Source organism: Streptomyces sp. NPDC048291, from assembly GCF_043201715.1.
In the GTDB taxonomy this organism is placed as follows: Bacteria; Actinomycetota; Actinomycetes; order Streptomycetales; family Streptomycetaceae; genus Streptomyces.
The window spans coordinates 71,425-85,026 of record NZ_JBICZC010000018.1 but is presented as its reverse complement, the minus strand read 5'-3'; the positions used below and the strand labels follow the sequence as shown (position 1 = coordinate 85,026).

The window sequence follows — 13,602 nt, the reverse complement described above, 5'->3', positions numbered from 1 at the left end:
CCTGGTGCGTATAGCGATACCCGTACTAGCATTCCGCGCAATCGACGGCGCGAGCGAGACGAGGCACCATGGCTCCCTTGCAGTACGACTTCGTCATCGTCGGCGGCGGCTCGGCCGGCAGCGCACTGGCGAACCGGCTCTCGGCGGACCCCGGCAACCGGGTGCTCGTCCTGGAGGCGGGCCGCCCCGACTACCCGTGGGACGTCTTCATCCACATGCCGGCGGCGCTTACCTACCCCATCGGCAGCCGGTTCTACGACTGGAAGTACGAGTCCGAACCCGAGCGGCACATGGGCGGCCGTCGCATCTACCACGCCCGCGGCAAGGTGCTCGGCGGCTCCAGCAGCATCAACGGCATGATCTTCCAGCGCGGCAACCCGATGGACTACGAGCGCTGGGCCGCCGATCCCGGCATGGAGAGCTGGGACTACGCGCACTGCCTGCCGTACTTCCGCCGGATGGAGAACTGCCTCGCGGCCGACCCGGACGACGAGTTCCGCGGCCACGACGGCCCGCTGGTCCTGGAGCGCGGCCCGGCCACCAACCCGCTCTTCTCCGCCTTCCTCAAGGCCACCGAGGAGGCGGGCTACGCGCCCACCGACGACGTCAACGGCTACCGGCAGGAGGGCTTCGCCAAGTTCGACCGCAACGTCCACCGCGGACGGCGGCTGTCGGCGTCCAAGGCCTACCTCAAGCCCGCCAGGAAGCGCCCCAACCTCACCGTGAAGACCCGCGCGCTGGTCACCCGCGTCCTCTTCGAGGGCAAGAAGGCCGTCGGCGTCGAGTACCGGCGCGGCAAGGGCGCCCTCCAGCAGGTCCGCGCCAAGGAGGTCGTCCTCTGCGGCGGCGCGATCAACTCCCCGCAGCTGCTCCAGCTCTCCGGCGTCGGCAACGCGAAGGAACTCACCGCCCTCGGCATCGACGTCGTCCACGACCTGCCCGGCGTCGGCGAGAACCTCCAGGACCACCTGGAGGTGTACATCCAGTACGCCTGCAAGCAGCCGGTCTCCATGCAGCCGTACCTGGCGAAGTGGCGGGCCCCCTTCATCGGCCTGCAGTGGCTCTTCCGCAGGGGCCCGGCCGCCACGAACCACTTCGAGGCCGGCGGCTTCTGCCGCAGCAACGACGACGTGGACTACCCCAACCTGATGTTCCACTTCCTGCCCATCGCCGTCCGCTACGACGGCTCGGTGCCCGCCGGAGGCCACGGCTACCAGGTCCACGTCGGGCCCATGTACTCCGACGCCCTGGGCTCGGTGAAGATCAGGAGCAGGGACCCCCGCGAACACCCGGCCCTGCGCTTCAACTACCTCTCCACCGAGCAGGACCGCCGCGAGTGGGTCGAGGCGGTCAGGGTCGCCCGCAACCTCCTCAACCAGCCCGCGCTCGCCGCCTACAACGACGGCGAGACCTCACCCGGCCCGTCCGTGGCGACCGACGAGGAGATCCTCGCCTGGGTCGCCAAGGACGGCGAGACCGCCCTGCACCCGTCCTGCACCTGCAAGATGGGCACCGACGAGATGTCCGTCGTCGACCCCGGCAGCATGCGGGTGCACGGAGTCGAAGGGCTGCGGGTGGTGGACGCCTCGGTGATGCCGTACGTCACCAACGGCAACATCTACGCGCCGGTGATGATGATCGCCGAGAAGGCGGCCGACCTGATCCTCGGAAACGACCCGCTGCCGCCCTCCAAGGCCGTGTACTACCGGCTCCGCGACGCCCAGAAGCAGGCCGGGTAGACCGCCATGGGCGCCGAGGCGCTGCGGGCGCTGCTCGCCCACGTCCGCTACGAGGTACTGCCGGCGCGGGAGACCGAGGAGAAGGTCCTCGCCCACGTGCCCCACGACGTCGTGGTCACGGTCACGGCGTCGCCGGTCAAGGGCCTGGAACCGACCCTCGCCCTCACCGAGCGGCTCACGGCGCACGGCTACCGGGTCGTCCCGCACGTCCCCGGGCGCCTGCTCCGCGACGACACGCATCTCAAGGACGTCACCGAGCGGCTGCGCGCGGCCGGCGTCGACGACCTCTTCGTCCCGGCGGGCGACGCCGATCCGCCCGCCGGGCCGTACGACGGAGCGCTGCCGGTGCTGCGCCGGCTCACCGAGACGGGCAGGCCCTTCGCGCGGACGGGGATCACCGGCTATCCGGAGAGCCATCCCCTCATCCACGACGACCTCACCATCCAGGCGATGTGGGACAAGCGGGCGCACGCCACCTACATCGTCAGCAACCTCTGCTTCGACGCGCGCGTGCTCGGCGACTGGCTCGCCCGGATCCGGCGCCGTGACGTCACCCTGCCCGTGTACGTCGGCGTCGCCGGGCCCGTCCAGCGGGCCAAGCTGCTGTCCATGGCGACGAAGATCGGGGTGGGGGAGTCGACCCGCTTCCTCGCCGGGCACGCCTCCTGGTTCCTGCGGTTCGCCACGCCTGGCGGATACGACCCCGAGCGGCTGCTCGCCCGGGGCGCGGCGGCGTTCACCGCCCCTTCGGCGGGCGTGGCGGGCCTCCATCTGTTCACCTTCAACCAGGTCGCCGAGACGGAGCGGTGGCGCCGTGCGCTGCTGGACCGGCTGGGCGGCTGACCCACCCCCCGACGGTGCCGTTTTCGCGGCCGAATCGGGATACGCGGAGCCCTTGACGGCTGTCAGTACATTCGGTCAGGGTGTTCCACCAAAAGCAATCCAATGCACAATGCGCAACGAATTCGGGCTCGAAGGGCGCGGCCGTGGCAGATCTGTATGTGGATGGGAAATGGCGCGCGGCGGTGGCCGGCGGCCACCGTGAGATCCGCTGTCCTGCGGACGGCACCCTCGTCGCGAAGGTCTCCGAGGCGACCCGCCCCGACACGGAGGCGGCGATCAGCGCGGCCCGGCGCGCCTTCGACGAGGGCCCCTGGCCGCACACCCCCGAACGCGAGCGCGGCGCGCTGCTCCTGCGCACCGCCGACATCATCGAGCGCGACGCCAAGGAATTCGCCCGCGCCGAGTCCCTGGACACCGGCAAGCGCCTGGTGGAGAGCGAGTACGACATCGCCGACGTCGTCTCCTGCCTCCGCTACTACGGCGGCATCGCCGGCACCAGCGCCGGACGCGTGGTCGACACCGGCCGCGACGACGCGCTCAGCCGGGTCACCTACGAACCCGTCGGCGTCTGCGGACTGATCACCCCGTGGAACTACCCGCTGCTGCAGGCGAGTTGGAAGGTCGCCCCGGCCCTCCTTGCCGGGAACACGGTCGTCCTCAAGCCCAGCGAGCTGACCCCCTCCACCGCGATCCTCCTGATGAAGGCCCTGGCGGAGGCCGGACTCCCGGCCGGCGCCGCCAACCTGGTCCTGGGCGCCGGAGCCGAGGCGGGCGCACCGCTGGCCGAGCACCCGGCCGTCGACATGGTCTCCTTCACCGGCGGACTGCACACCGGCCGGCACATCATGGCCACCGCCGCCGCCACGGTGAAGAAGGTCGCCCTGGAACTCGGCGGCAAGAACCCCAACGTGGTCTTCGCCGACGCCGACTTCGAGACCGCCGTCGACTTCGCGCTCACCGCCGTCTTCCTGCACTCGGGGCAGGTCTGCTCGGCCGGGGCGCGGCTGATCGTCGAGGACCCGATCCACGACGCCTTCGTCGACGAGGTCGTGCGCCGCGCGCGGCTCATCCGGCTCGGCGGCCCCTTCGACCCCGAGGCCGAGACCGGGGCGCTGATCTCCGCGCAGCACCGCGAGAAGGTCGAGGCGTACGTCGCCGCGGGGATCGCCGAGGGCGCCGTACTGCGCTGCGGCGGCGCTCGCCCCGACGACCCCGCGCTCGCGAACGGCTTCTACTACCCGCCCACCGTCCTCGACGAGTGCCGGCAGGACATGCGCGTGGTGCACGAGGAGTCCTTCGGACCCGTGCTCACCGTGGAGCGCTTCCGGGACGAGGACGACGCCGTCCGCATCGCCAACGACACGGAGTACGGCCTCGCGGGGGCCGTCTGGACGCAGGACGCGGGCAGGGCCCAGCGGGTCGCCCGCCGGCTGCGCCACGGCACCGTGTGGATCAACGACTACCACCCCTATGTGCCGCAGGCGGAATGGGGTGGCTTCGGGCACTCGGGCGTGGGCCGCGAGCTGGGACCGACCGGCCTGGACGAGTACCGAGAGCCCAAGCACGTCTGGCAGAACATCCAACCCCGGCCGCAGCACTGGTTCCGCGGCTGACGCCGAAGAGAGGTCCCCACCATGCCCCCAGCCCAGACCGAGGCGTCGCAGCAGCGCGACACGTCCGAGGAACCCCGGGACCGCACCCCGGTCATCTCCGTGCGCCGGCTGTGGAAGGTGTTCGGGCCGAAGGCCGACGAGGTGCCGGGCTCCGAGGAGCTGTGCGGCCTCACCCGCCGCGAGCTGATGGACCGAACCGGCTGCACCGCCGCCGTCCGGGACGTCAGCTTCGAGGTGTCGCCCGGCGAGGTCTTCGTCGTCATGGGCCTGTCCGGGTCCGGCAAGTCCACCCTGGTGCGATGTCTGACCCGGCTGATCGAACCCACCGCCGGCGAGATCGTCTTCGAGGGCGAGGACATCCGGGACGCCGACGCCCGGCGCCTGCGCGAGCTGCGGCGCAGCAAGTTCTCCATGGTCTTCCAGCACTTCGGCCTGCTGCCGCACCGCAAGGTCGTCGACAACGTGGCGTTCGGCCTGGAGATCCGGGGCATGGGCAAGGCCGACCGCGCGAAGCGCGCGATGGAGACCGTCGAACTCGTAGGCCTCGCCGGCTACGAGAACTCCTACCCCGACCAGCTCTCCGGCGGCATGCAGCAACGGGTGGGCCTGGCCCGGGCGTTGGCCGGCGACCCGGACGTCCTCCTCTTCGACGAGCCGTTCTCCGCGCTCGACCCGCTGATCCGCCGCGACATGCAGAGCGAGGTCATCCGGCTGCACCACGAGGTCGGCAAGACCATGGTGTTCATCACCCACGACCTCTCCGAGGCGCTCAAGCTCGGCGACCGCATCCTCATCATGCGGGACGGCAAGACGGTCCAGTGCGGCACCGGCGACGAACTCGTCGGCGCCCCGGCGGACGACTACGTACGGGACTTCGTCAAGGACGTGCCGCGCGGTGACGTCCTCACCCTGCGCTGGATCATGCGGCCCGCCGAGCCCGACGACGCCCTCGACGGACCGGAGCTGGGCCCGGACGTGGTCGTACGCGAGGCGACCCGCGCGGTGCTCGCCGCCGAGAAGCCGGTCAAGGTCGTCGAGAACGGCAAGCTGCTCGGCATCGTCGGCGACGAGGAGATCCTCGCGGTCGTCGCCGGGCAGGACGGCGGCGTCTGATGGCCGCCGTCGCCGACGCGGCCGCGCCGGTCGCGACGTTCCGCAGGAAGGTCAGCCGCCCGATGGTGGTGGCCGCGATCCTGGTCGTCTGGCTCGTCCTCTTCGCCGCGTTCCGGGGCCGGCAGACGCTGACCCTGGCCGCCGCCGACCTCACCGGCCTGCACCGCTGGCTGAACGACGTCAACGACAGCATCGGCGCCAACCGCAACTCCAACCCGGTCTTCCTCTACTTCTTCAACGAGATCCGGCTGGTCATCGACAACCTGGTCACCTTCGTCCAGTCGCTGATCTCCCAGCCCGCCGACGGCCGCCCGGTCCCGCAGATCGGCTGGCTCGGCGTCGTCGGCATCACCGGCTACGTCTCCTGGGCCGTGGGCAACTGGCGGGTCGCCCTCCTGGCCGTCGCCGGGTTCACCTTCTTCGGGCTCCAGGGCCTGTGGCAGGAGAGCATGGACACCCTGGCGCTGACCCTGTCGGCGGTCCTGGTGGCCCTGCTGATCGGCATCCCGCTCGGTGTGTGGGCGGGGCTCTCCGACCGGTTCAACCGGATCATGACGCCCTTCCTGGACTTCATGCAGACGATGCCGACCTTCGTCTACCTCGCCCCGCTCACCCTGATCTTCCTCATCGGCGGCGCCTCCGCCGTCATCACCACGGTGATCTACGCGGCGCCACCCGCCATCCGCATCACCGCGCACGCCATCCGCTCGGTCCCCGAGACCACGGTGGAGGCCGCCGACTCGCTCGGCACCACCCGCACCCAGCAACTGGTGAAGGTGCTGCTGCCGATGTCGAAGCGCACGGTCGTCATGGGCGTCAACCAGACCATCATGGCCGCCCTGGCCATGGTCACCATCGCCGCCCTGATCGACGCGCCCGGCCTCGGCAAGACCGTCGTCCAGGCCCTCCAGTCGCTCGACGTCGGCACCGCCTTCAACGCGGGCCTCGCCATCGTCGTCATGGCCATCGTGCTCGACCGGGTCACCACGGCCGCCGCCGCCCGCACCGAGACCCGCCGCACGGACGGACGGTTCGTGACGTGGCGCCGTCCGCTGCTCGGAGCGGGCGGGATCGCGGCCGTCGTCCTGGTCTACCTCTCCCACACCTACGTCTGGGCGGCCGAGTTCCCCGGCGACGGCACCGTCGGCAGCCACATCGCGAGCGCCGCCGACACCGCGACCACCTGGCTGCAGGACCACCTGTCCGGCCTCACCAACGCCCTGCGGGACGCCCTCACCAACGGTCTGCTCAACCCCTTCCAGACCCTGCTCACCGACTCCCCGTGGTGGCTGGTCGGCGCCGTCCTGGTCGGGCTCGGCGCGGTCCTCGGCGGCTGGCGGGCCGGCGCGACGGCGGGCGCCTGCGTCGGGCTGCTGGTCGGCACCGGCCTGTGGTCGGACAGCATGACCACCCTCGCCTCGACCGCCGTGGCCACCGTCCTGGTGATGCTGGTCGGCGTCGTCTTCGGCGTGTGGATGGGCCGCAGCATGCTGGTGGACCGGCTGATCCGGCCCACCCTGGACGCGGCACAGGTCATGCCGCCGTTCGTCTACCTGGTGCCGTTCCTGGCGCTCTTCGGCGCCACCCGCTTCACGGCGATCGTCGCGGCCGTCGTCTACGCGGCACCCGTCGCCGTGAAGATCATCGCGGACGGGGTGCGGAACGTGTCCGCGCCCACCGTGGAGGCGGCGACCTCCGCCGGGTGCAACACCTGGCAGATCATCACCAAGGTCCAGCTGCCGATGGCACGCAGCGCCCTGACCCTCGCGACCAACCAGGGTCTGATCTACGTGCTGTCGATGGTTGTGGTGGGCGGCCTGGTAGGGGCCGGCGCCCTCGGCTACGACGTCGTGGCCGGTTTCTCGCAGGGCGAGCTGTACGGCAAGGGGCTGGCGGCAGGGCTCGCCATCGTACTGCTCGGAGTCATGTTCGACCGGATCACTCAGGCTGCGGCACGACGCACCAGGGCATAAGGAGCTCGACACCATGGCACAACACTGGCGAGCCGGCGCGGCCGGCCTGGCCGTCCTCGGCCTCACTCTCACGGCCTGCGGCGGGGCGAAGGTCGGCGACAGCAGTTCCGCCGGCTCGACGTCCTCCGGCGGCAAGTGCGGCACCTTCAACCTGGCCGTCAACCCCTGGGTCGGCTACGAGGCGGACGCGGCGGTCGTCGCGTACGTCGCGCAGCACAACCTCGGCTGTACGGTCGACAAGAAGGACCTGAAGGAGGAGATCGCCTGGCAGGGCTTCGGGACCGGCGAGGTCGACGCCGTCCTGGAGAACTGGGGCCACGACGATCTGAAGAAGAAGTACATCACCGGGCAGAAGACGGCCGTCGAGGCCGGCTCCACCGGAAACAAGGGCATCATCGGCTGGTACGTGCCGCCGTGGCTGGCCAAGGCGCACCCCGACATCCTCGACTGGAAGAACCTCGACAAGTACGCGGCCCAGTTCAAGACCTCCGAGTCCGGCGGCAAGGGCCAACTGCTCGACGGCGACCCGTCGTACGTCACCAACGACGCCGCCCTGGTGACGAACCTGAAGCTGGACTTCAAGGTGGTGTACGCGGGCAGCGAGACCGCGCTCATCCAGGCCTTCAGAACGGCCGAGAAGAACAAGCAGTGGCTGATCGGCTACTTCTACGAGCCGCAGTGGTTCCTGTCCGAGGTGCCGCTGAAGAAGGTCTCCCTGCCGAAGTACACGACGGGCTGCGACGCCGACGCGGCGAAGGTCGCCTGCGACTACCCCGTCTACGACCTCGACAAGATCGTCAGCGCCGGCTTCGCCAAGTCGGGCAGCCCGGCCTACGACCTGGTGAAGAACTTCAACTGGACCAACGACGACCAGAACACCGTGGCCAAGTACATCGCGGTGGACAAGATGTCGGACGACGCGGCGGCCAAGAAGTGGGTCGACGCCAACCCCGACAAGGTCAAGGCCTGGCTGAAGTAGCGGAGGCCGCGGGAGCAGTCGTTCCGGGACGCCCGGCGGGCGGTGCGCAGTTGTGCGCGCCGCCCGCCGGGCGTTGCCGTTTTCCGTCCGCGACCGGGCTGATCCGGGAGCTGATCCGCCGGGTCGCCGCCCCCTTGACACCCCTCCTCGGCGACGGGCACATTGAGTTGCGCAGCCTGAATCACGTTGCGCACAAAGCAACTGCACCGGTCTCAAGTTCGGAGGTTGGGCGATGGCGGGACCCCGAGTGGTCATCATCGGAGCGGGCGTCGTGGGAGCGGCCCTCGCGGACGAGATCTCCGCACGCGGCTGGACCGAGGTGACCGTGGTCGACCAGGGCCCTCTCCCGGCCACCGGCGGCTCCTCCTCACACGCCCCGGGCCTGGTCTTCCAGACGAACCCGTCGAAGACCATGACGGAGCTGGCCCGCTACACCGTCGAGAAGTTCTGCTCCCTCGACGTCGACGGCGAGCCCTGCTTCCTCCAGGTCGGCGGCCTCGAAGTGGCCACCACCCCCGAGCGCCTCACCGAACTGCACCGCCGGCACGGCTGGATCACCGCCTGGGGCGTCGAGGCGCGGATCCTCACCCCCGAGGAGTGCGTCGCACAGCACCCGCTGGTCAACCCGGACCGGGTGCTCGGCGGCCTCCTCGTCCCCACCGACGGCCTCGCCAAGGCCGTCCTCGCCGTCGAGGCCCAGATCCGCCGGGCCACCGAACGCGGCGTCCGTTTCCTCGCCCGCCACGAGGTCCTCGACGTCCGGCAGAGTGAGGGCCGGGTCACCTCCGTGCTGACCGACCAGGGCGAACTGCCCGCCGACATCGTCGTCTGCTGCGCCGGCATCTGGGGCCCGAAGATCGCCCGCATGGTCGGCATGAACCTCCCGCTCACCCCGCTCGGCCACCAGCTCGCCTGGACCGGCCCGGTCCCCGCCCTGGCCGGCCAGACCGAGGAGGCGGTCCGCCCGATCCTGCGCCACCAGGACGCCGACCTCTACTACCGCGACCGCTTCGACAGCCTCGGCATCGGCTACTACGGTCACCGGCCCATGCCGGTCTCCGCCGACGACATCCTCTCCGTCGACGAGGCCGACCAGATGCCCTCCGTCCTGAAGTTCACCGAGGAGGACTTCGAGGACGCCTGGACCGAGACCCGTTCCCTCCTCCCCGCGACCCGCGAGGCCAAGATCGAGGAGGGCATCAACGGCCTCTTCTCCTTCACCACCGACGGCTACCCGCTGCTCGGCGAGTCCCCGGACGTCAGGGGCTTCTGGGTCGCCGAGGCCGTCTGGGTCACCCACTCCGCGGGCGTCGGCCGCGCGGTCGCCGAATGGCTGGTCGACGGCCACTGCTCGTCCTTCGACCTGCACGAGTGCGACGTCAACCGCTTCGAGCCGCACCAGCTCGCCCCCGAGTACGTCCTCGCCCGCGACTGCCAGAACTTCGTCGAGGTCTACGACATCCTCCACCCCCTCCAGCCGTCCGGGAAACCGCGCCCCATCCGCACCAGCCCCTTCCACGCCCGCCAGCAGGAGCACGGCGCGTTCTTCCTGGAGGCGAACGGGTGGGAGCGCCCCCAGTGGTACGAGGCCAACGCGCGCTTGGTCGAGGGCCGTTCGATCCCCGCCCCCAACGAGTGGGCCGCCCGCTACTGGTCGCCGATCGTCGGCGCCGAGGCCCAGGTCACCCGCGAGACCGTCGCGATGTACGACATGACCGCCCTCAAGCGGCTGGAGGTCGGCGGCCCCGGCGCCGCCGCCTTCATGGAGGGCCTGGTCACCGGCAAGGTGGCCAAGTCGGTCGGCTCGGTGACGTACACGCTGCTCCTCGACCACGACGGCGGCATCCGCAGCGACATCACCGTCGCCCGCCTCGCCCGCGACCTCTTCCAGGTCGGCGCCAACGGCAACCTCGACCTCGACTGGTTCGCGCGGCGACTGCCGGCGGACGGCACGGTCCAGGTCCGGGACATCACCCCCGGCACCTGCTGCATCGGCCTGTGGGGGCCCCTTGCCCGCGAGGTCCTCCAGCCGCTCACCGACGAGGACTTCTCCAACGACGGACTCAAGTACTTCCGCGCCAAGCGCGCCTACATCGGCTCGGTGCCGGTCACCGCGATGCGGCTGTCGTACGTCGGCGAACTCGGCTGGGAGCTGTACACCACCGCCGACCAGGGGCTGAAGCTGTGGGACACCCTCTGGCAGGCGGCCGAGCCGCTCGGCGGGATCATCGCGGGCCGCGGCGCCTTCAACAGCCTCCGGCTGGAGAAGGGTTACCGCTCCTTCGGCACCGACATGACCTACGAGCACGACCCCTACGAAGCCGGCGTCGGCTTCGCCGTCAAGCCCGACAAGGGCGACTTCGTCGGGCGGGACGCGCTGGGGCGGCGCGGGGCGGACGTGCGGCGCCGGCTGAGCTGCCTCACGATCGCGGACCCGGCCGCCGTGGTGATGGGCAAGGAGCCGGTGTACGACGGCGAGCGGGCGGTGGGTTACGTGACCAGCGCGGCCTACGGCTACACGATCGGCAAGGGGATCGCGTACGCGTGGCTGCCGGTGGAGCTGGCGGTGCCGGGGACCGGGGTGCAGATCGGGTACTTCGACCAGCGGGTGGAGGCCGTGGTGGCCGAGGAGCCGTTGTTCGATCCGGCGATGAGTCGTCTCCGTGGGTGACGGATCCGGGAGGCGTCGTTGTTCGGCTGCGGGTGCGTCGTGGCTGGTCGCGCAGTTCCTCCCCCAGCCTTCGGCCGGGGGGACCCCCAGCGCCCCTTACGGGGCGCTTCGCCAAGGTCGTTGAAAGGATCGGGAAGCCCCTATGAACGCGTTGAACACGCCCCTGGCCGAGCTCGACCCCGAAGTCCATGCGGCGCTCCGTGGTGAGCTGGAGCGGCAGCAGTCCACTCTGGAGATGATCGCCTCCGAGAACTTCGCACCCGTCGCCGTGATGGAGGCGCAAGGGTCGGTGGCGACGAACAAGTACGCCGAGGGATACCCCGGCCGCCGCTACTACGGCGGCTGCGAACACGTCGACGTCACCGAACGGTTGGCGATCGAGCGGGTCAAGTCGCTGTTCGGGGCCGGGTTCGCCAACGTGCAGCCGCACTCGGGAGCCCAGGCCAACACGGCAGTCTTCTTCGCCCTGCTGAAGCCCGGCGACACGATCCTCGGCCTCGACCTCGCGCACGGCGGCCACCTCACCCACGGCATGCGCCTCAACTACAGCGGCAAGATGCTGAACGTCGTGCCGTACCACGTCTCCGAGACCGACAACCTCGTGGACCTGGACGAGGTGGAGCGGCTCGCCAAGGAACACCGGCCGAAGATGATCATCGCGGGCTGGTCGGCGTACCCCAGGCAGCTCGACTTCGCCGCCTTCCGCCGGATCGCCGACGAGGTCGGCGCACTGCTCATGGTCGACATGGCGCACTTCGCGGGCCTGGTGGCGGCGGGGCTGCACCCGAGCCCGGTCCCGCACGCCCACGTGGTCACCACGACCACGCACAAGACCCTCGGCGGACCACGCGGCGGGGTCGTCCTCACCAACGACGCCGAGCTCGCCAAGAAGATCAACTCGGCGGTGTTCCCCGGGATGCAGGGCGGCCCGCTGGAGCACGTCATCGCGGCGAAGGCCGTCTCCTTCAAGGTCGCGGCCACCCCCGAGTTCGCCGAACGCCAGGCCCGCACCCTGGCCGGCGCCCGCGTCCTCGCCGAGCGCCTGACACGACCCGACGCGGCGGCGGCCGGGGTGAAGGTGCTCACCGGCGGCACGGACGTCCACCTCGTCCTGGTCGACCTGCGGGAGTCGCCGCTGGACGGCCGCCAGGCGGAGGACCTCCTCCACGAGATCGGCATCACCGTCAACCGCAACGCCGTCCCCTTCGACCCGCGCCCGCCCATGGTCACCTCCGGCCTGCGCATCGGCACCCCCGCCCTGGCCACCAGGGGCTTCACGGCGGAGGACTTCGCCGAGGTGGCCGACGTCATCGCCCTCGCCCTCCAGCCCGAGCCGGACGTATCCGGCCTGCGCGCCCGTACCGAGGCACTGGCCGCACGGCACCCGCTCTACCCCCATCTCTCGCACGCCCACTCGCCCGACGGAGCCGTCCGATGAGCCCCCGCACCCCAGGCGCCGACCTCCCCGACCACCCGGACTTCCTCTGGCGCACCCCCGAGCCCCGGCGGTCCTACGACGTCGTCATCGTCGGCGGCGGCGGGCACGGCCTCGCCACCGCGCACTACCTGGCCAGGAACCACGGCATCACCAACGTGGCCGTCCTGGAGAAGGGCTGGCTCGCGGGCGGCAACATGGCCCGCAACACCACGATCATCCGCTCCAACTACCTGTGGGACGAGAGCGCGGGCATCTACGAACACGCCCTGAAACTCTGGGAGGGTCTGGAGGAGGAACTCGACTACCCGATCCTCTTCTCCCAGCGCGGTGTCCTGAACCTCGCCCACAGCCTCCAGGACGTCCGCGACAGCGTCCGCCGGGTCGAGGCCAACCGCCTCAACGGCGTCGACGCCGAGTGGCTCGACGCGGACGGCGTCAAAGAGGTCTGCCCGATCGTCAACACCTCGCCCGACGTCCGCTACCCGGTCCTCGGCGGCACCTACCAGCCCCGCGCCGGCATCGCCAAGCACGACTACGTCGCCTGGGGCTTCGCCCGCTCCGCGGACGCGGCCGGCATCGACATCATCCAGAACTGCGAGGTCACCGGGCTGGACGTGGTGGGCGGCCGGGTCGTCGGCGTCCGTACGAACCTCGGCCCGATCGCGGCCGGCAAGGTGGCCCTGTGCTCGGCCGGCCACACCTCGGTCCTGGCCGCGATGGCAGGCATCGACCTCCCCCTCCAGAGCCACCCGCTCCAGGCCCTCGTCTCCGAACTCCTGGAGCCCGTCCACCCCACCGTCGTCATGTCCAACGCGGTGCACGTGTACGTCAGCCAGGCGCACAAGGGCGAGCTGGTGATGGGCGCGGGCATCGACGCGTACAACTCCTACACCCAGCGCGGCGCGTTCCACATCATCGAGGAGCAGATGGCGGCGGCCCTCGAACTGTTCCCGGTCTTCGCCCGCGCCCACGTGCTGCGCACCTGGGGCGGCATCGTCGACGTCAGCCCCGACGCCTCACCGATCGTGGGCCTCGCCCCGGTGGACAACCTGTACCTCAACTGCGGCTGGGGAACGGGCGGTTTCAAGGCCACCCCCGGGGTCGGCTGGGTCTACGCCCACACCATCGCCCACGACAGCCCCCACCACCTCAACGCCCCCTTCTCGCTCGACCGTTTCACCACCGGCGCGCTCGTCGACGAGCACGGCGCTGCCGCGGTGGCCCACTAGGGAG

At 70.7% G+C, this 13,602-nt stretch carries 9 protein-coding genes; all 9 read left to right on the top strand.

Annotated features, from left to right (window positions below; translation table 11 throughout):
• Positions 1-68: 68 nt before the first annotated feature.
• The 9 genes from betA to ACGF5O_RS41135 all read left to right on the top strand — a co-directional run bounded on the left by betA (position 69) and on the right by ACGF5O_RS41135 (position 13,598).
• Entirely contained in the window at positions 69-1,739 is a 1,671-nt protein-coding gene (betA, locus tag ACGF5O_RS41175) for a choline dehydrogenase (protein ID WP_393815056.1), read from the top strand.
• Positions 1,740-1,745: 6 nt separating this feature from the next.
• On the top strand, positions 1,746-2,582 hold the full coding sequence (locus ACGF5O_RS41170; protein ID WP_393815055.1) for a 5,10-methylenetetrahydrofolate reductase: 837 nt from the start codon (positions 1,746-1,748) through the stop codon (positions 2,580-2,582).
• A 143-nt stretch (positions 2,583-2,725) separates the two neighbouring features.
• Positions 2,726-4,195 carry an aldehyde dehydrogenase family protein gene (locus ACGF5O_RS41165; RefSeq protein WP_393815054.1) on the top strand — a complete coding sequence of 490 codons (1,470 nt, stop codon included), beginning with the start codon at positions 2,726-2,728 and terminating at the stop codon, positions 4,193-4,195.
• A gap of 21 nt (positions 4,196-4,216) precedes the next feature.
• Positions 4,217-5,308: a glycine betaine/L-proline ABC transporter ATP-binding protein gene (locus tag ACGF5O_RS41160; protein ID WP_393815053.1), complete on the top strand. Its 1,092-nt coding sequence runs from the start codon at positions 4,217-4,219 to the stop codon at positions 5,306-5,308.
• Entirely contained in the window at positions 5,308-7,281 is a 1,974-nt protein-coding gene (locus ACGF5O_RS41155) for an ABC transporter permease (protein WP_393815052.1), read from the top strand. The genes ACGF5O_RS41160 and ACGF5O_RS41155 overlap by 1 nt, the downstream gene beginning before the upstream one ends.
• Positions 7,282-7,294: 13 nt before the next feature.
• Complete coding sequence (locus tag ACGF5O_RS41150; RefSeq protein ID WP_393815051.1) at positions 7,295-8,260, top strand: ABC transporter substrate-binding protein; 966 nt, start codon at positions 7,295-7,297, stop codon at positions 8,258-8,260.
• A gap of 232 nt (positions 8,261-8,492) precedes the next feature.
• The gene (locus tag ACGF5O_RS41145; protein ID WP_393815050.1) at positions 8,493-10,931 is read left to right on the top strand and encodes an FAD-dependent oxidoreductase; all 2,439 of its coding nucleotides are present in this window, start codon (positions 8,493-8,495) and stop codon (positions 10,929-10,931) included.
• Between the two features lie 142 nt (positions 10,932-11,073).
• Entirely contained in the window at positions 11,074-12,369 is a 1,296-nt protein-coding gene (gene glyA / locus ACGF5O_RS41140; protein ID WP_393815049.1) for a serine hydroxymethyltransferase, read from the top strand.
• Entirely contained in the window at positions 12,366-13,598 is a 1,233-nt protein-coding gene (locus ACGF5O_RS41135) for a sarcosine oxidase subunit beta family protein (protein WP_393815048.1), read from the top strand. The genes glyA and ACGF5O_RS41135 overlap by 4 nt, the downstream gene beginning before the upstream one ends.
• Positions 13,599-13,602: the final 4 nt, after the last annotated feature.